Here is an 18,859-nt window from a genome sequence, read left to right as displayed (position 1 = left end):
CTATTATTCTCTTTGCAACACTGGGGGCTGTATCCAGCCCCGGGAGTTCAAATGCGCGCCATATCGACCTTAGCCCTGCTGTGCCTGCTGCCTGTTGCCGTGCAGGCGCAGACGCTGGTGGAAGCTTTTTCACCGCAGGATGCCGTGAAAGGCGTGCGGCAGGTGAAGGCGCGCTTCAGCGCCCAGATGGTGCCGTTCGGCGAGCCGCGCCTGAGCGATCCCTTCGACGCCGATTGCGGCGCGGGGCAGGGCGCCGGCACGGGTGCGGGCGAGCCGGCGCCGGTGGCGGCCGGCAAAGGGCGCTGGGTCGATGGGCGCAACTGGGTGTATGACTTCGAGCGCGATCTGCCGGCCGGCGTGGCCTGCCGCTTTACGCTCAAGGCCGGGTTGGCGGACGTGGAAGGCAGGCGGCTGGGCGGTGCGCGCAGCTACAGCTTCAACACCGGCGGGCCGTCCATCGTGACCTCGCTGCCGCACGAAGGGGCCGGGTATCTCGACGAGAACCAGATATTCGTGCTGACCCTCGACGCGCCGGCGCGCGAGGCGGATATCGCGCAGCACGCCTACTGCACGGCGGAGGGCATCAACGAAAAAATCGCGGTGCGGCTGTTGACGGGCAAGGAGCGCCAGCAGGTGCTGGACGGACGCAAAATGCGCCCCGGCCGGGACGGGAAAACCCCGGTCAGCGTTGTGCAGTGCAAGCGCAGCCTGCCGCAGAACGCCAAGGTGACGCTGGTGTGGGGCGCCGCCATCGCCACGCCCGGCGGCCTGGCCAACGCGCACGACCAGGTGCTGAGCTTCAAGACGCGCCCCGACTTCACCGCCACCTTCCATTGCGAGCGTCCCTCCGCCAAGGGCCACTGCATTCCGTTCCAGCCGGTGCGCGTGAGTTTCAGCGCCATGGTGCGCACGGCGGACGCGCGCGCCATCGCCATCACCGGCCCGGGCGGCAAGCGCTGGGGGCCGAAACTGTCGAAGGAGGACGAGCGGGCCGAGTACGTGAGCGGGGTGCTGATCGTCGGCCCCTTCCCCGAGAAAGCCAGGCTGCGCCTGGTGCTGCCGGACGCGCTCAAGGACGACGCCGGCCGCAGCCTGCTGAACCAGGCCCGCTTCCCGCTGGCCGTGCAGACCGGCGAAATGCCGCCGCTGGTGAAATTTCCGGCCCGCTTCGGCATCATCGAGGCGCGCGGCGACAGGCTGCTGCCGGTCACGGTGCGCAATGTGGAAGCGGGCATCGCCGGGCGCATGGCCAAGGCCAGCGGTGCGGCCGGCGCCATGCTGACCGTGGAAGGCCCGGACGAACAGCAGGACCGGCAAGTGATGGACTGGCTGCGCCGCCTGCATGGCGCCAAGCGCAGCGCGGGCTGGGTGCCGGGCGAGCTGTGGGGCCTGAAGGAATCGGTCTTCACGGAGCCGAAAGGCAGCCCGAAACCGAAAACCGAGCGCTTCACGCTGCCCAAGCCGGGCGGGGGCAAGGCCTTCGAGGTGATCGGCATCCCGCTGCGCAAGCCCGGCTTCCACGTGGTGGAACTGGCCAGCCCCAAGCTCGGGCTGGCGCTGCAGGGCAAGCCCAGCATGGCTTATGTCAGCGCGGCAGCCCTGGTCACCAATATGGTGGCCCATTTCAAGCACGGCGCCGAGTCCTCGCTGGTGTGGGTCACCTCGCTCGACAAGGGGCTGCCGGTGCCCAACGCGCAGGTGGCGGTGCGCGCCTGCTCCGGCAAGCTGCTCTGGCAGGGCAAGACCGACGCCAACGGCGTGGCCAGCATCCGCGAGGAACTGTTCCACGACGGCTGCCCGTACAGCGAAGGCTATTTCGTCAGCGCCCGCAGCGGCGCCGACATGACATTCACCCTGTCCAACTGGTCCGAGGGCATCGAACCGTGGCGCTTCAACGTGCCCACCGACGATCTGCGCGCCGACAAGACCATCGCCACCACCGTGTTCGACCGCACCTTGCTGCGCGCCGGCGAAACGGTGCACATGAAGCATTTCATCCGCCGCCGCAGTTCGGACGGCTTCGCCTATGCCACGCAGCCGGGCAAGGAGACGCGGCTGGTGATCACGCACCAGGGCAGCGCGCAGAAATACGAGCTGCCGCTGGTCTGGTCCAGCGGCGGGGTGGCGGAGAGCAGCTGGACCATACCGGCCGATGCCAAGCAGGGCGAGTACGACGTGCTGTATGAAGGCCGCGTCGGCGGCGTGTTCCGGGTCGAACAGTTCCGCGTCCCGACCATGAAGGCCTTGCTGCAAGGCCCGCCGGCGCCGGTGGTGCAGGCCGAGCAGGTGGCGCTCGACCTGCAGCTCAGCTATCTGTCGGGCGGTGGTGCGGCCGGCGCCCAGGTCAAGCTGCGTACCACGCAGCAGCCCCGCGGCGTGCATTTCGAGGACTACGACGATTTCGCCTTTGCCATGGGCGACGTGCGGGCCGGCAAGGTGGAGCAGTCCGCGTCCTTCGAGGGCGACGGCGATGACGGCGAAGAGCCGGGCATGGCCGAAGAGGAAGGGCAGGGCGAGGCTGGCGCGCCGGTGCAGACCCGCAATCTGACCCTGGACCGTGCCGGCGGCGCGCGCTTCGTGGTCGACAAGCTGCCCAAACTGGAGCAGCCGGCCACCTTGCTGGCCGAGATGTCCTACCAGGATGCCAACGGCGAAACGCTGTCCTCGGCCACCACCATAGCGCTGTGGCCATCGAACTATGTGATCGGCATCAAGCCGGACAACTGGGTGCTGAGCAAGACCGCGCTCAAGTTCCAGGTGGCCGTGCTGGACACGCAAGGCAAGCCGGTGGCCGGCGCGCCGGTGGACGTGGACTTCTTCCAGCGCCTGAACTATTCGCACCGGCGGCGCCTGGTCGGCGGTTTCTACGCCTATGAGAACAACAGCGAGATCAAGGCGCTCGGCAAGGCCTGCGAAGGCAAGACCGACGCCAAGGGCCTCTTGATCTGCGAAGTGGCGGCGCCGGAGGCGGGCAACCTGATCCTGCGCGCCCGCACGCAGGACGGCGAACAGCGCGCGGCCGTCACCAGCCGCGAAACCTGGGTGGCCGACGGCGACGCCTGGTGGTTCAAGGCCAGCGACGACGACCGCATCGACCTGCTGCCCGAGCGCAAGCGCTATGAGCCGGGCGAAACGGCCAGCTTCCAGCTGCGCATGCCTTTCCGCGAAGCGACCGCGCTGGTGACCGTGGAGCGCGAGGGCATACTCGACACGTATGTGAAGCACCTGTCGGGCGCCTCGCCGGTGTTCAGCATCCCCGTCAAGCCGAACTACGCGCCAAATATGTTCGTTTCCGCACTGGTGGTGCGCGGCCGCGTGGCCGGCGTGCAGCCGACCGCGCTGGTCGATCTGGGCAAACCGGCCTACAAGATGGGCGTGGCGCAGCTGAAGGTGGGCTGGGCCGCGCACGAGCTGAAGGTGGCGGTGAACACCGACCAGCAGACCTACAAGGTGCGCCAGAAGGCGCAAGTGTCGGTGAAGGTCACGCGGGCCGACGGCACGCCCGCGCCGGCCGGCGCCGAAGTGGCGCTGGCGGCGGTCGATGTCGGCCTGCTGGAGCTGATGCCGAACGCCAGCTGGGACTTGCTGGAAACGATGATGCGCCAGCGCGGGCTGCAGGTGGAGACCTCGACCGCGCAGATGCAGGTGGTCGGCAAGCGCCATTTCGGGCGCAAGGCGGTGCCGCACGGCGGCGGCGGCGGCAAGGGCGGCGGGCGCGAACTGTTCGACACGCTGCTGTTCTGGAAGGGCCGCGTCAAGCTGGACGCCAACGGCGAAGCCAGCGTGCAGGTGCCGCTGAACGACTCGCTGACCGCGTTCCGCATCGTCGCCATCGCCAGCGCCAATACCGGCCTGTTCGGCAGCGGCCGCGCCGAGATCCGCAGCACGCAAGACCTGATGCTGCTGTCCGGCCTGCCAGCCGTGGTGCGCGAAGGCGACAAGTTCCGCGCCGGCTTCACGCTGCGCAATGCCACGGCGGGCGACTTGAAGGTGGAGCTGGGCGCGCAGGTGTCCGGCAAGGCCTTGCCGCGCCAGAGCGTGGCCATCGCGGCCGGCATGGCGCAGGAAATCGGCTGGGACTACCAGGTGCCCTCCGGCGCCAGCGAACTGGCATGGGACGTGACCGCGCACACCAGCGGCATGCCGGCAGCCGGGGCATTGGCCGCGGAACCCGGCGCTGCGCCGGCCGCGTCGTCGGACCGGCTGCGCGTGAAGCAGGCCGTCAGGACGGCGGTGCCGGTGCGCACCCTGCAGGCCACGCTGCTGCAGCTCGACCAGCCGCAAACGATGAAAGTGGAAATTCCCGCCGACGCGCTGCCCGGACGCGGCGGGGTGCGGACGCTGTTCGCCGCGCGGCTGGGCAGCGAACTGCCGGGCGTGCGCGACTACATGCAGGCCTATCCCTACACCTGCTTCGAGCAAAACACCTCGCGCGCCATCGCGCTGCGCGACCGCGAGCGCTGGCAGCATCTGGCTGCGCAATTGCCCGCCTATCTGGACCACGACGGCCTGCTGAAGTACTTCCCCGTCATGGAGCAGGGCAGCGATACGCTGACCGCCTATGTGCTGTCCGCCGTCCAGGAAGCCGGCTTCCCGATTCCGGGCGACGCCAAGGCGCGCATGGAAGAGGCGCTGCTCAACTTCGTGCAGGGCCGCATCACGCGCGGCTCGCCGCTGGCCACGGCCGATCTGGCGGTGCGCAAGGTGGCCGCGCTGGAAGCGCTGTCGCGCGTCAACCGCGTCACCGGCGCCGAGCTGGAATCATTCTCGCCCGAGCCCAACTTGTGGCCGACCTCGGCCGTCATCGACTGGTACCTGATCCACCAGCGCGTCCAGGGGCTGCCCGAGCGCGACAAGCGGCTGGCGCAGGCGCAGCAGATCCTGCGTTCGCGCCTGAACCTGCAGGGCACCACCATGGGCTTCTCCACCGAGCGCAATGACAACTGGTGGTGGCTGATGGTGTCCGGCGACGTCAACGCCAACCGCCTGCTGCTGGCCATGACCGACAACCCGTCCTGGCAGTCCGACATCGGGCGCCTCGCGCGCGGCGCGCTGGGGCGCCAGCACAAGGGGCGCTGGAACACCACGGTGGCCAACGCCTGGGGCGTGCTGGCGCTGGACAAATTCTCCGACAAGTTCGAGCGCGAACCGGTGGCCGGCAGCAGCACGGCGTCGATCGGCAATGCCAGCAAGAGCGTGGCGCTGGACGCCAAGGCGACCAGCGGCAGCGCGCTGCTGGCCTGGCCGCGCGGGGCCGCCGAGCTCTCGCTCAAGCATGCGGGCAGCGGCAAGCCCTGGGTGACGGTGCAGAGCCTGGCGGCCATTCCGCTCAAGGCGCCGGTGTCGTCCGGCTACAAGATCGTCAAGACCATCACGCCGGTCGAGCAGGCCGTCAAGGGCGCCTGGACGCGCGGCGACGTCTACCGCGTGCGGCTCGACCTGGAAGCGCAGGCCGACATGACCTGGGTGGTGGTGGACGACCCCATCCCCGCCAGCGCCTCCGTGCTCGGCACGGGGCTGGGCAAGGATTCGCAACTGCTGACGGCGGGCGAGAAGAGCCAGGGCTGGGTGTGGCCCGCCTTCCAGGAGCGCACTTTCGAGGCGTTCCGTTCCTACTACGAGTTCGTGCCGAAAGGGAAGTGGAGCGTCGAGTATACGGTCCGGCTGAACAACGCCGGCCAGTTCCAGTTGCCGCCTACGCGCGTTGAAGCCATGTACAGCCCCGAAGCCTTCGCCGAGCTGCCGAATGCCGCCGTGAGCGTGAAATGAGCGTTGTCCCGATCCACTCCGCGCCGCATCCACGCCCCGTGGCGATGCCGATGCTGGCGCTGGGTATCGCCGTCCTGCTGGTGGGCGGCCCGGCTGCCGCCGCAGCCGCGCCTGCGCCCGGCGCGACGCCCACGCCGGAGCAGGTGCAGGCGGCCTACCGCGCTTCCGAGTCGACACTGCTGGACCGGAACGGTGCGCCGATCCAATCGATGCGTGTTGACCTGGCTGCGCGGCGCCTGCCGTGGGTAAAGCTGGACGACATTTCGCCGGCCCTGGGGGCGGCGGTGATGCAGGCCGAGGACCAGCGCTTCATGCAGCACGACGGCGTGGACCTGGAAGCGCTCGGCAAGGCGGCCTGGGACAACCTGTTCCGCCGCCGCCCGCGCGGCGCCTCCACCATCACCATGCAACTGGCGGCCCAGCTGGACCCGGCCCTGCAGCCGGCGGCGGCAGGCCGCAGCTGGACCCAGAAATGGGACCAGGTGAAAGCGGCCAGGGCGCTGGACCAGGCATGGAGCAAGCCGCAGATCATGGAAGCCTATCTGAACCTGGTGACCTTCCGGGGCGAGCTGCAAGGCGTGGGGGCGGCCGCGCGCGGCCTGTTCGGCAAGGCGCCGTCCGGCCTGAACGTGGCCGAATCGGCGGTGCTGGCCAGCCTGCTGCGCGCGCCTTCGGCCGCGCCCAAGCTGGTGGCGCGGCGGGCCTGCGCACTGGCCAGGGAATTGAAGGCCCACGCGAACTGCGCGGCCATCGAGACCACCGCCGCCAACGCTTTCACGCGCTCGGCCGCCATGGCCGTGCTGGCGCCGGCGCCGCAGGTAGCGCAGAAGCTGCTGACGGCGCCGTCGCAGCAAGTGCGCAGCACGCTGGACGCCGGTTTGCAGCGCCACGCGCAGGCGGTGCTGCGGCAGCAGATCATTTCGCTGCGCGAGCGCAACGTGAAGGATGGCGCCCTGGTGGTGCTGGACAATGCCAGCGGCGAGATCCTGGCCTATGTCGGCAACGCCGGCGGCAGCGAAGTCGATGGCGTGGCGGCGCTGCGCCAGGCCGGCTCGACGCTCAAGCCTTTCCTGTTCGAGCTGGCGCTGGAGCGCAAGCAGCTTACCGCCGCCTCGCTGCTGGACGACACGGCGGTCGACATCTCCACCGCCACCGGCCTGTACGTGCCGCAGAACTACGACAAGGAATTCAAGGGCTATGTCAGCGCCCGCACCAGCCTGGCCGGTTCGCTCAACGTTCCCGCCGTGCGCACGCTGATGATGGTGGGCCTGGACCGTTTTCACGGCCGCCTGCGTGAGCTGGGCCTGGACAGCCTCACCGAGCCGGCCGACTACTACGGCTATTCGCTGGCGCTCGGCTCGGCCGATGTCAGCCTGCTGGACCTGGCCAACGCCTACCGCACACTGGCCAGCGGCGGCCTGCATGGCAGCGCCACCTTGCTGCCGCGCGCGCCCGAGGCCAGGCGCCGCGTGCTCGATGCGCGCGCCGCCTTCATCGTCGGCGACATCCTGTCCGACCGCGCCGCGCGCAGCGTCACCTTCGGCCTGAAGAACGAGCTGGCCACCACCTTCTGGGCGGCGGTCAAGACCGGCACCAGCAAGGACATGCGCGACAACTGGTGCGTGGGCTACAGCGAGCGCTACACGGTGGGGGTGTGGGTCGGCAATTTCGACGGCGGTTCGATGTGGGACGTGTCCGGCGTCACCGGCGCCGCCCCGGTCTGGCGCGACGTGATGGACTACCTGCACCAGCACGTGCCCAGCCGCGCCCCGGCCGCGCCGCCGGGCGTGCTGCGGCGCGACGTGGCCTGGCAGCCGGCCTTCGAGCCGCCGCGCGCGGAATGGTTCATCGCCGGCACGGAGAGCGCCGAAGTGGCGCTGCTGCAGGAAACCCGCCGCGTTCCGCGCATCCTGTACCCGGCCGACGCCAGCATCATCGCCATCGACCCCGACATCCCGGACGCCCGCCAGCGCGTGTTCTTCCAGGCGCAGGCCGGGCAGGGCCTGCGCTGGCAGCTGGACGGCGCCACCCTCGGCCCGGCCGCCGGCAGCCTGGCCTGGCGCCCGGAGCCGGGCCAGCACGAACTGGCCCTGGTCGACGCCGCCGGCGCCCCCGTGGCCACCACCCGTTTCCAGGTGCGCGGGAACGCGCAATAAACCAGCCGGCGAAAAAAAAGCCGGCATGCGCCGGCTTTTTCAGGGAGGTTGCTTAGCTTAGTCGCGGTCGCCGCCGGCGATGCCCAGCAGGCTCAGCAGGCTGCTGAAGATGTTGTACACGTTCAGGTACAGCGACAGCGTGGCGCTCACGTAGTTGGTTTCGCCGCCGTTGACGATCTGCTGTACGTCATGCAGGATGTAGGCGGAGAAGATGCCGATCACCATCACGCAGATGGCGATGTGCAGCGCCGGCATCTGGAAGAAGATGTTGGCGACGCTGGCCACGATCACCACGATCACGCCGGCGAACAGCCACTTGCCCATGGCCGAGAAGTCGCGCTTGGACACGGTGGCGATACTGGCCAGCGTGGCAAACACGGCCGCCGTGCCGCTGAAGGCCAGCATGATCAGCGAGCCGCCGTTGGAAAAGCCCAGGGTACGCGTCAGCAAGGGCGTCAGCATCAGGCCCATGAAGAAAGTGAAGCCCAGCAGCAGGCCTACGCCCAGGCCGCTGTTCTTGTTCTTTTCAATGCCCCAGATAAAGCCGTAGGCGATCGCCATGAAGACGATGAAGCCCATGATGCCGGTCGGCACCGGCACGTGCAAAGCCACGCCGGCGGCTGCGCCCAGCACGGTCGGGATCATCGACAGCGCCAGCAGCCAGTAGGTGTTGCGCAGGACATTGTGGCGTACCGCTACGCCCTTGCCTGAATAGTCGTAGGTTTGCTGCAAGTTGCTCATGATGTTGCCTCCAAAGGATAGGTGCGGAGCACCGCTTGCTAAAAGCATAGCATGCTCTGCGTAAAAGGAGCAAAAACCGGCTTAGAGGGGCCTTAAAATCGGCCCATGGCACCGAATCTCGGTCCGGAATGGGGTTCTATGGTAAAATCAAGGGTTGATTGAATCATCAATTTCGTTTTAAACCTTTCTTTTTATTGGAGTTTTTTACATGGCAATCGAACGCACCCTGTCGATCATCAAACCAGACGCAGTCGCTAAAAACGTTATCGGCCAGATCTACAGCCGTTTTGAAGGCGCTGGCCTGAAGATCGTCGCTGCGCGTATGGCTCAACTGTCGCGCGCTGAAGCCGAAGGCTTCTACGCTGTGCACGCTGCCCGTCCATTCTTCAAAGACCTGGTTGACTTCATGGTCTCCGGTCCAGTCATGATCCAGGTTCTGGAAGGCGAAGGCGCCATTGCCAAGAACCGCGATCTGATGGGCGCTACCGATCCTAAGAAAGCAGAAGCCGGCACCATCCGCGCCGATTTCGCTGACTCCATCGACGCCAACGCCGTGCACGGCTCCGACGCCGCTGAAACCGCTGCTGTGGAAATCGCTTACTACTTCCCAGCACTGAACGTTTACTCCCGTTAATCTTCGCTTCGGCGAAGCACGGTAGCACGTTGATTTGAGCTGTACCTGTTGCCCCGGCCTCGTCCGGGGCGCAGCCTTTTTTTAGAATGAATTGAGTACAAGTATGGACACGACCCTCACCAACCTTCTGGACTTCGATCCGGAACAGCTGATCGCCTACTGTGCGGAGTTGGGTGAGAAACCGTTCCGTGCCAAGCAGCTGCAGCGCTGGATCCACCAGTTCGGCGCGTCGGACTTCGATTCGATGACCGACCTGGCCAAGTCGCTGCGCGACAAGCTGAAAACCCGCGCCCACATCACGGCGCCGGCCATCATCAGCGACCATACGTCCACCGACGGCACCCGCAAATGGCTGGTCGACGTCGGCAACGGCAACGCCGTCGAAACCGTGTTCATCCCGGAAGAAAACCGCGGCACGCTGTGCATCTCCACCCAGGCCGGCTGCGCCGTGAACTGCCGCTTCTGCTCCACCGGCAAGCAGGGCTTCTCGCGCAACCTGACGGTGGGCGAGATCATCGGCCAGCTGTGGATGGCCGAATTCGAACTGCGCCGCACCAAGGGCATCGAGCCCGGTCCGAAAGGCGAGCGCCAGATCACCAATGTGGTGATGATGGGTATGGGCGAACCGCTGCTGAACTTCGAGCCGACCGCCACCGCGCTGAAACTCATGCTGGACGACAACGCCTACGGCCTGTCGCGCCGCCGCGTCACCCTGTCCACCTCCGGCGTGGTGCCGATGATGGACAAGCTGTCCCAGGTGGTGCCGGTGGCGCTGGCCGTGTCGCTGCACGCGTCGAACGACGCGCTGCGCGACGGCCTGGTGCCGCTGAACAAAAAATACCCGCTGGCCGAGCTGATGGCCGCCTGCAAGCGCTATCTCGAGTTCGCCCCGCGCGACTTCATCACCTTCGAGTACTGCATGCTGGACGGCTTCAACGACAGCGACGAGAACGCGCGCGAGCTGGTGGCGCTGGTCAAGCACCGCGAATTCGGCGTGAACTGCAAGTTCAACCTGATCCCGTTCAATCCCTTCCCGGAATCGGGCCTGTTCCGTTCCAAGAACGAGCGCATCAAGCAATTCGCCCAGATCCTGATGGACGCCGGCATCGTCACCACCATCCGCAAGACGCGCGGCGACGACATCGACGCGGCCTGCGGCCAGCTGGCCGGCGAAGTGCAGGACCGCACCAAGGTGCAGGAGCGCATGGGCAAGATGGCCGAATACCAGAAGAAATTCGGCCCCGAGTTCGGCAAGATCGTGGAGATCCGTTCCTGATGACCGTGCTAGCCCACCGCTGCCTGCTGCGCCTGGCCGCCCTCGGCCTGGCCGGGCTGCTGTGCGGCTGCGCGTCGGCGCCGGGCAGCACGCCGGGCCACAGCGGCAAGGCCGAGCTGGCCACGGCGTCGGACCAGACGGCGGCGCAAAAGCGCGCCGAAATCCGCATGCAGCTGGCCATCGGCTACTACCAGCAGGGCCAGTACGCGGTGGCGCTGGACGAAATCAAGAAGGCGCTGGCGGCCGATCCCGAACTGGCCGACGCCTACAGCATGCGCGCCCTGACCTATATGGCCATGGACGAGCGCGAGCTGGCCGAGGACAACTTCGTGCGCGCCCTGAAGCTGGCGCCGAACAGCCCGGAAGTGAACAACAACTACGGCTCCTTCCTGTGCCGCCATGGCCGCGTGGCCGAGTCGTTCAAGTATTTCGACGCGGCGCTGGCCGTGCGCTCCTACCAGTCGCCGGCCGATGCCTACAACAACGCGGGCAGTTGCGCGCTGAAACAGAAAGATTACGACACGGCAGAGAAGTATTTGCTGCCGGCATTGAAGATTGCGCCGGACGTGCCGGCTACCAGCGCCAACCTGGCGCGCATCTATTACGAGCGGCGCGACTATGTGCGCGCCGGTTTTTTCATTACCCGGCTGAGCAAGCTGGCCAAGATGGACAGCCTGTCGGCTGACGTGCTGTGGCTTGCAATCAGGGTGCAGCATAAACTCGGCGACACGGGCGCGGAATCGGCCTGGGTGACGCAATTGCGCCGCCACCATTCCGGCTCGCCGGAGTATGCTGCCTATCAACGTGGGGCGTTTGATGAGTGAGACAGGTATACCTATGAATTCAGAACGGGCGGATCAGCCTGAGAAGCAACAGCAGCAGGGCACGCCCGGTGCGCAGCTGAAAGCGCAGCGCGAGGCAATGGGCCTGACGGTGGACCAGATTGCGGACCAGCTCAAGCTGGCCCCGCGCCAGGTGGCGGCGCTGGAAGCGGGCGACTACGCCGCGCTGCCGAATATGGCGGTCACGCGCGGTTTCGTGCGCGCCTACGCCAAGGTGGTGAAGCTGGACGCCGCGCCGCTGGTGGCCATGATAGAAGTGAACCCGGCCCCCACCCATGAGACGGCCGCGCCGGCGCGCCGCGAGAAAATCTCGGCCACGTTCTCGGAGTCGCGCTTCCCGTCGCTGACGGAGCGCTCGTCCAAGCCTGCGGGCTGGCTGATGGGCGCCGCCGTGGTGGCGGTGGTGGTGGCCGTGGCCGGCGCTTACCAGGCCGGCCTGCTGCCGAACGTGCTGAACGCCGTGAAGGATGGTACGTCGGCGGCCAGCGCGCCAGCCGCCGCCACGCCTGCGCTGGAGACGGTGGCCAAGCCGGGCGCCGATACCGCGCCGCTGATTTCGCCGAACGTGCCGCTGGTTTCCGTGCCGCCGGCCGATAGCGCCGCCGGCGCCAGCACCACGGCCGGCGTCAATCCGGTCGTGCCGGGCGCCGCACCGGCAAGCGGCGCGCCGGCCGGCACCGCAGCGGCCCAGGCCGCCGCCGCTCCGGCGCCGGCCGTTCCGGCCCCGGCCCCGGCGGCCGCCGCGCCTGCGCCGGCGGCGGCTCCGGCTGCCCCGGCCGCGGCAAGCGGCGCGGCCACGCTGGTGCTCAAGTTTACGGACGACTCGTGGGTGGAAATCCGCCGCCCCGGCAAGCCGTCGCTGATCGCGCGCCTGGTCAAGGCCGGCAGCACCGAGCAGTTCGAGATCAACGACGCGGCGCTGCTGATCGTCGGCAAGCCCGGCCACGTGCAAGCCACGCTGCGCGGCCAGCCGCTGGCCTTGCCGGAAGTGCCAGGCGGTACAATTGCACGCGTAAATATCAAGTAAATAAGTTAAGTAAAGCTCATTGAACAACATGGACGTCCCGATGTCGAACACCGCAATCCCTTCAGGCCCGCAAGCGCGCCGTGGCAGCCGCAGCGTGCTGGTGGCCCATGGCGACCGCAAGATCTGGGTCGGCGGCGACGCGCCCGTGGTGGTGCAGTCGATGACCAACACCGACACGGCCGACGCCGTGGCGACCGCGATCCAGATCAAGGAACTGGCGCGCGCCGGTTCCGAGCTGGTGCGCCTGACGGTGGACCGCCCCGAGGCGGCCGCCGCCGTGCCCTACATCCGCGACCAGCTGGACAAGATGGGCGTCGACGTGCCGCTGGTGGGCGATTTCCATTACAACGGCCACACCCTGCTGACCGACTACCCGGACTGCGCCCAGGCCTTGTCCAAGTACCGCATCAACCCCGGCAACGTGGGCAAGGGCGCCAAGCGCGACACGCAGTTCGCGCAGATGATCGAAGTGGCCGTCAAGTACGACAAGCCGGTGCGCATCGGCGTCAACTGGGGCAGCCTGGACCAGGCGCTGCTGGCGCGCATCATGGACGAGAACGCGGCCCGCGAGAACCCGTGGTCGGCGCAAGCCGTCATGTACGAGGCGCTGATCACGTCCGCCATCGAAAACGCGGTGCGCGCCGAGGAACTGGGCATGGGGCGCGACAAGATCATCCTGTCCTGCAAGGTCTCCGGCGTGCAGGACCTGATCGCCGTGTACCGCGAGCTGGGCAAGCGCTGCGACTACCCGCTGCACCTGGGCCTGACCGAAGCGGGCATGGGCAGCAAGGGCATCGTGGCCTCGACCGCCGCGCTGTCGGTGCTGCTGCAGGAAGGCATCGGCGACACCATCCGCATTTCGCTGACCCCGGAACCGGGCGGCGACCGCACCAAGGAAGTGGTGGTCGGCCAGGAAATCCTGCAGACCATGGGCTTGCGCAAGTTCACCCCCATGGTGATCGCCTGCCCGGGCTGCGGCCGCACCACCTCCACCACCTTCCAGGAGCTGGCCGACGACATCCAGACCTATCTGCGCGACTCGATGCCGGAATGGAAGAAGGACTACCCGGGCGTAGAAGCGATGAATGTGGCGGTCATGGGCTGCATCGTCAACGGCCCCGGCGAGTCCAAGCACGCCAATATCGGCATCAGCCTGCCCGGCACCGGCGAATCGCCGGCCGCGCCGGTGTTTGTCGACGGCCAGAAATTCGCCACCTTGCGCGGCGACAATATCGTCCAGGAATTCCAGGCCATCGTGCTGGATTACGTTAAAAAGAACTACGGCAAAGCATATGTCTGACAATAAAAAAGCTGAAAAAATCACCGCCATCAAGGGCATGAACGACCTGCTGCCGCAGGACGCGCACCTGTGGGAACTGTTTGAGAACACCGCACAATCCGTGGTGCAGAGCTACGGCTTCCAGCAGATCCGCACCCCCATCGTCGAGAACACCAGCCTGTTCGCGCGCGCCATCGGCGCCGTCACCGACATCGTCGAGAAGGAAATGTACTCCTTCACCGATTCGATGAACGGCGACGCGCTGACCCTGCGCCCGGAAGGCACGGCCGGCGTGGTGCGTTCGGTGATCGAGAACAACCTGGTGTACGAAGGCCCGAAGCGCCTGTGGTACAAGGGCCAGATGTTCCGCCACGAGAAGCCGCAGCGCGGCCGCTACCGCCAGTTCCACCAGTTCGGCTGCGAAGCGGTGGGCTTCACCGGCCCGGACGTGGACGCTGAAATGATCATGATGTGCCGCCGCCTGTGGGACGACCTGGGCCTGGAAAACATCCGCCTGGAACTGAACTCCATCGGCGACGCGGCCGAGCGCGCGGCGCACCGCGTGGACCTGATCGCCTACCTGGAGTCGCACAGCGAGCTGCTGGATGCGGAAGCCCAGCGCCGCCTGCACAGCAATCCGCTGCGCATTCTGGACACCAAGAATCCGGCCATGCAGGAACTGGTAAACCAGGCGCCCAAGCTGCTGGACTACCTGGGCGAAGCGTCGCTGGCGCACTTCAACGGCGTGCAGAAGATCCTGAACCATAACAACATTCCGTTCACCATCAACACCCGCCTGGTGCGCGGCCTGGACTACTACAACCGCACCGTGTTCGAGTGGGTGACGGACGAACTGGGCACGCAAGGCACGGTGTGCGCCGGCGGCCGCTACGACCCGCTGATCGAAACCTTCGGCGGCAAGCCTACCCCTGCGGTGGGCTTCGCCATGGGCATCGAGCGCCTGGTGGAACTGATGAAGGTGGCCGGCGAACCGGCCGAGCCCAACCAGTGCGACGTGTACATGGTGCACCAGGGCGAGCCAGCCCAGATGCAAGCCTTCGTGCTGGCCGAGCGCCTGCGCGACGCCGGCCTGGACGTGGTGCTGCACTGCGCCGCGCTGAGCGGCGCCGGCTCCTTCAAGAGCCAGATGAAGAAGGCCGACGGCAGCGGCGCGTCGTTCGCCGTCATCATCGGCGAGTCGGAGGTGGCCAACGCCACCGCCAACGTGAAAGCCATGCGCGGCGAAGAGGGCGAGCACCAGCAAGCCACCGTTGCGTTCGACGACGTGGTGGACTACATCGTGGACCACATCACGGGCGATGGCGAGGAGCACCACCATTTCCACGTGCACGATGAAAACTGCAAGCACTAATCCGTACCGTAACCGATCAACCTTTTTAACCTGACCGAATCTCATGGCATACGATCTCGAAGAACAAGAACAACTAGCTAACTTCAAGGCCTGGTGGGCCAAGTACGGCAACCTGACGTCGTGGGTACTGATCGCGGGCCTGGCGGCGTATTCCGGCTGGAACGGCTGGCAGTATTACCAGCGCACCCAGGCCGCGTCGGCCTCGGCCCTGTACGACGAGCTGCAGACCGCCGTCGCCGCCAAGGACGCGGCCAAGGTGCAGCGCGCCACCGCCGACATGCAGAGCAAGTTCGCCAGCACCAGCTACGCCACCATGGCGGCGCTGGCGGCCGCCAAGCATGCCTTCGACGCGAACGACCTGAAGACCGCCAAGGCCCAGCTGAACTGGGCCATCGAGCACGGCGAGGAAGAGCACAAGGCGATCGCGCGCGTGCGCCTGGCTGGCGTGCTGCTGGACGAGAAAGCCTACGACGAGGCGCTGAAGGTGCTGGCCGTGGCCGTGCCGAAGCAGTTCGAAGGTTCCGTGGCCGACCGCAAGGGCGACGTGCTGGCGGCGCAGAACAAGCTGGCCGAAGCGCGCACCGCCTACCTGGCCGCGCTGAACGCCATCGACAAGAAGAACCCGGGCCGCCAGCTGATCCAGCTCAAGCTCGAGGCGATCGGCGGCACCGTGCCGGCCGAGCCTAAGGCCGCCGCGTAACGAAGGGAATCGGGGGTGGCAGGGCGGGCTGGCGCATGGCGCGCAACCCGCTGGCGCCGCCGCAATGCATGCATGGCGGGTTGCGCGCAAGCGCTGACCCGCCCTACGGGTTTAAGGACATTTATGCGTATTGCCGGAAAAGTTGTTGGAGTTAGCCTGCTGGCCCTGGCCGCGGGTTGCAGCACCCTGGACAAGATCAATCCGTTCGCGGATGAGCCGAAGGACAAGCCAGCCGCGCTGGTGGAACTGAAAAACCCGATGGCGGTGAAAACCGCGTGGAAGTACTCGCTGGGCAAATCCGGCGCCAACAGCTTCAGCCCTGCGGCTGCGGCCGGCAGCGTGTTCGTGGCCGACGCCGACGGCGGCGTGGCGCGCCTGGACGCGGCCAGCGGCAAGCAGCTGTGGCGCGTCAAGGCCGGCAGCGACCTGACCGCCGGCGTGGGCGCCAGCCCGAACGGCGAAATCGTCGTGGTGGGCGGCGTCAAGGGCAACATCATCGCCTTCGACGGCAGCGGCAAGCAGCTGTGGAAGGCGCAAGCCTCGAGCGAAGTGCTGTCCTCGCCGGTGGCGGCGGACGACGTGGTGGTGGTGCGGTCGGTGGATAACCGCATCACGGCCTTCGAAGCCAAGACCGGCGCCAAGCGCTGGTCGGTGCTGCGCACCACGCCAGCCCTGACCCTGCGCAATGCGCCGGGCATGGTCATCAACGGCAGCAATGTCTACGTCGGCCAGCCCGGCGGCAAGCTGCTGGCGCTGACCCTGGCCACCGGCGTGCCGCGTTTCGAAGTGTCGGTGGGCGAGCCGAAGGGCGCCACCGAACTGGAGCGCGTGGCCGACGTGGCCGGCTCGCCGGTGGTGTTCGAGAAAGACATCTGCGCCGTGACCTACCAGGGCCGCGTGGGCTGCTTCGACCTGGCCACCGGCCAGGCGCGCTGGACCAAGGAAGTGTCTTCCGACGTCGGCGTGGCGGTGGACCAGCGTTTCGTGTTCACGGCCGACGAGAAGGGCGCCGTGGCGGCCTTCTCGCGCGAAGGCGGCCAAAGCGCCTGGAAGAACGACAAGCTGGCATTCCGCCGCCTGTCCACGCCGGCCTCGGTCGGCCGCAGCGTGGCCGTGGGCGACATGCAGGGCTACATCCATTTCCTGTCGCGCGAAGATGGCGCACTAATAGGTCGGGTCAGCACCGACGGCTCGGCGATCAAATCGTCGCCGGTCATCGCTGGTCCGAATTTGATTTTCCAAACCCAATCAGGGACAGTGACCGCGCTCGCGGTCGAGTAATACAATGAAGCCGGTAATAGCACTCGTAGGTCGCCCGAACGTCGGGAAATCGACCTTATTCAATCGTCTGACCCGCTCGCGCGACGCGCTGGTGGCGGACTTGCCAGGCCTGACGCGCGATCGCCACTATGGCGAGGGCCGCGTCGGCGAACGCCCCTTCCTGGTGGTCGACACCGGCGGTTTCGAGCCGGTCGCCAAGGAAGGCATCATGTACCAGATGGCGCTGCAGACCAAGCAGGCTGTCGCGGAGGCCGACATCGTGGTGTTCCTGGTCGACGGCCGCCAAGGCCTGACGCCGCACGACAAGACCATCACGGACTTCCTGCGCAAGACCGGCCGCCCCGTGCTGCTGGTGGTAAACAAGTCGGAAGGCATGCGCTACACCGCCGTGGTGTCCGACTTCTACGAACTGGGCATGGGCGACCCGTATGTGATTTCCGCCGCCCACGGCGACGGCGTGCACGACCTGGTGCAGGAAGCGCTGGACAAGGCTTTCGAGCAGCGTCCGGAAGATGCCGAGGAACTGGAGCCGGCCGAGCGCGGCGTGAAAATCGCGCTGGTGGGCCGTCCCAACGTCGGCAAGTCGACCCTGATCAATACCCTGCTGGGCGAAGAGCGCGTGATCGCCTTCGACATGCCGGGCACCACGCGCGACTCGATCGAGATCCCGTTCGAGCGCGACGGCAAGCAGTACACGCTGATCGACACGGCCGGTATCCGCCGCCGCGGCCGCGTGTTCGAAGCCATCGAGAAATTCTCGGTGGTCAAGACCTTGCAGTCGATTTCGGAAGCGAACGTCGTGATCCTGATGCTGGATGCCCAGCAGGACATCTCCGAGCAGGACGCCCACATCGCCGGCTTCGTGCTGGAAACGGGCCGCGCGCTGGTGGTGGCCGTCAACAAGTGGGACGGCCTGCAGTCGGACGACCGCGACGAGATCAAGATCGACCTGGACCGCAAGCTGGACTTCCTGTCCTTCGCCAAGATGCACTTCATCTCGGCGCTGAAGGCGTCCGGCATCGGCCCGCTGATGAAGTCGGTGGACCAGGCTTACGCCGCCGCCATGGCCGACATGTCCACCCCGAAGCTGACCCGCGCGCTGCAGGAGGCGGTGGAGAAGCAGGAGCCGAAGCGCAAGGGCTCGATCCGTCCGAAGATGCGCTATGCGCACCAGGGCGGCATGAACCCGCCGGTGATCGTGATCCACGGCAATGCGCTGGACGCGGTCTCGGACCCGTACAAGCGTTACCTGGAAAAGCATTTCCGCGATACCTTCAACCTGGTCGGCACGCCGCTGCGCATTGAATTGCGCACCGGTAAAAACCCGTTTGACAAGCGCGAAAAATAAAAGGCCGCTTATTGCTGGTTCGTTGACATTTCTGCACGGTACGCCCTGCACGAATGTCAAAAACAGGTTACAGTAGCTTGAAGGCATCATTCTCCAGGCAGAGATTGATGCTTGGCACTTGAAATACAGCGAGTCGCCTCCAATTCACACACAACAACATAAAACGGAGCTGTTATGAGCAACAAAGGGCAACTGTTACAAGACCCATTCCTGAACGCGCTGCGCAAGGAACACGTTCCTGTCTCGATCTACCTGGTCAACGGCATCAAGCTGCAGGGACATATCGAATCGTTCGACCAATACGTGGTATTGCTGCGCAATACCGTGACCCAGATGGTGTACAAGCACGCCATTTCGACCGTGGTGCCGGCCCGTGCCGTCAACCTGAACATCGAATCCGAAGCGGAATAATCATTGAGTATTGATTTTCGCCT

13 protein-coding genes are annotated in these 18,859 nt (G+C 66.5%); 12 read left to right on the top strand and 1 reads right to left on the bottom strand.

Annotated elements, in window-relative coordinates:
• Window positions 1–51 precede the first annotated feature (51 nt).
• The gene (locus tag ASD15_RS16145; protein ID WP_057155953.1) at window positions 52–5,769 is read left to right on the top strand and encodes an alpha-2-macroglobulin; all 5,718 of its coding nucleotides are present in this window, start codon (window positions 52–54) and stop codon (window positions 5,767–5,769) included.
• Complete coding sequence (gene pbpC, locus ASD15_RS16140; RefSeq protein WP_229418212.1) at window positions 5,766–7,925, top strand: penicillin-binding protein 1C; 2,160 nt, start codon at window positions 5,766–5,768, stop codon at window positions 7,923–7,925. The genes ASD15_RS16145 and pbpC overlap by 4 nt, the downstream gene beginning before the upstream one ends.
• 57 nt (window positions 7,926–7,982) lie before the next feature.
• Here pbpC and ASD15_RS16135 read toward each other — a convergent pair whose 3' ends face one another.
• A complete protein-coding gene (locus ASD15_RS16135) occupies window positions 7,983–8,666 on the bottom strand; it encodes a Bax inhibitor-1/YccA family protein (RefSeq protein ID WP_057155951.1) in 684 nt (227 codons plus the stop codon).
• 208 nt (window positions 8,667–8,874) lie between these two features.
• Between ASD15_RS16135 and ndk the strand changes: the two genes are divergently transcribed.
• The 10 genes from ndk (at window position 8,875) to hfq (ending at window position 18,836) form a co-directional block, all read left to right on the top strand.
• The gene (gene ndk / locus ASD15_RS16130) at window positions 8,875–9,300 is read left to right on the top strand and encodes a nucleoside-diphosphate kinase (RefSeq protein ID WP_057155950.1); all 426 of its coding nucleotides are present in this window, start codon (window positions 8,875–8,877) and stop codon (window positions 9,298–9,300) included.
• Between the two features lie 103 nt (window positions 9,301–9,403).
• A complete protein-coding gene (gene rlmN, locus ASD15_RS16125) occupies window positions 9,404–10,576 on the top strand; it encodes a 23S rRNA (adenine(2503)-C(2))-methyltransferase RlmN (protein ID WP_057155949.1) in 1,173 nt (390 codons plus the stop codon).
• Window positions 10,576–11,400 (top strand): type IV pilus biogenesis/stability protein PilW, encoded by an 825-nt coding sequence (gene pilW / locus ASD15_RS16120; protein WP_057155948.1) that lies wholly within the window; start codon window positions 10,576–10,578, stop codon window positions 11,398–11,400. Before rlmN ends, pilW begins: the two co-directional genes overlap by 1 nt.
• Window positions 11,401–11,413: 13 nt before the next feature.
• Window positions 11,414–12,445: a RodZ domain-containing protein gene (locus tag ASD15_RS16115; protein ID WP_057155947.1), complete on the top strand. Its 1,032-nt coding sequence runs from the start codon at window positions 11,414–11,416 to the stop codon at window positions 12,443–12,445.
• Window positions 12,446–12,485: 40 nt separating this feature from the next.
• Window positions 12,486–13,745, top strand: a complete 1,260-nt coding sequence (gene ispG, locus ASD15_RS16110) for a flavodoxin-dependent (E)-4-hydroxy-3-methylbut-2-enyl-diphosphate synthase (protein ID WP_057156119.1) — start codon at window positions 12,486–12,488, stop codon at window positions 13,743–13,745.
• On the top strand, window positions 13,738–15,096 hold the full coding sequence (gene hisS, locus ASD15_RS16105) for a histidine--tRNA ligase (protein WP_057155946.1): 1,359 nt from the start codon (window positions 13,738–13,740) through the stop codon (window positions 15,094–15,096). The genes ispG and hisS overlap by 8 nt, the downstream gene beginning before the upstream one ends.
• Before the next feature lie 43 nt (window positions 15,097–15,139).
• Window positions 15,140–15,796: a tetratricopeptide repeat protein gene (locus ASD15_RS16100; protein ID WP_057155945.1), complete on the top strand. Its 657-nt coding sequence runs from the start codon at window positions 15,140–15,142 to the stop codon at window positions 15,794–15,796.
• A 123-nt stretch (window positions 15,797–15,919) separates the two neighbouring features.
• On the top strand, window positions 15,920–17,077 hold the full coding sequence (gene bamB / locus ASD15_RS16095) for an outer membrane protein assembly factor BamB (protein WP_057155944.1): 1,158 nt from the start codon (window positions 15,920–15,922) through the stop codon (window positions 17,075–17,077).
• A gap of 4 nt (window positions 17,078–17,081) precedes the next feature.
• Window positions 17,082–18,425 (top strand): ribosome biogenesis GTPase Der, encoded by a 1,344-nt coding sequence (der, locus tag ASD15_RS16090; protein WP_057155943.1) that lies wholly within the window; start codon window positions 17,082–17,084, stop codon window positions 18,423–18,425.
• 174 nt (window positions 18,426–18,599) lie between these two features.
• On the top strand, window positions 18,600–18,836 hold the full coding sequence (gene hfq / locus ASD15_RS16085) for an RNA chaperone Hfq (RefSeq protein WP_008450615.1): 237 nt from the start codon (window positions 18,600–18,602) through the stop codon (window positions 18,834–18,836).
• The last annotated feature ends 23 nt before the right edge of the window (window positions 18,837–18,859 follow it).

It is taken from the genome of Massilia sp. Root351 (genome assembly GCF_001425045.1).
Taxonomy (GTDB): domain Bacteria; phylum Pseudomonadota; class Gammaproteobacteria; order Burkholderiales; family Burkholderiaceae_D; genus Rugamonas.
The sequence above is the reverse complement of the archived record's forward strand: the minus strand, read 5'-3'. Positions and strand labels throughout refer to the sequence as shown.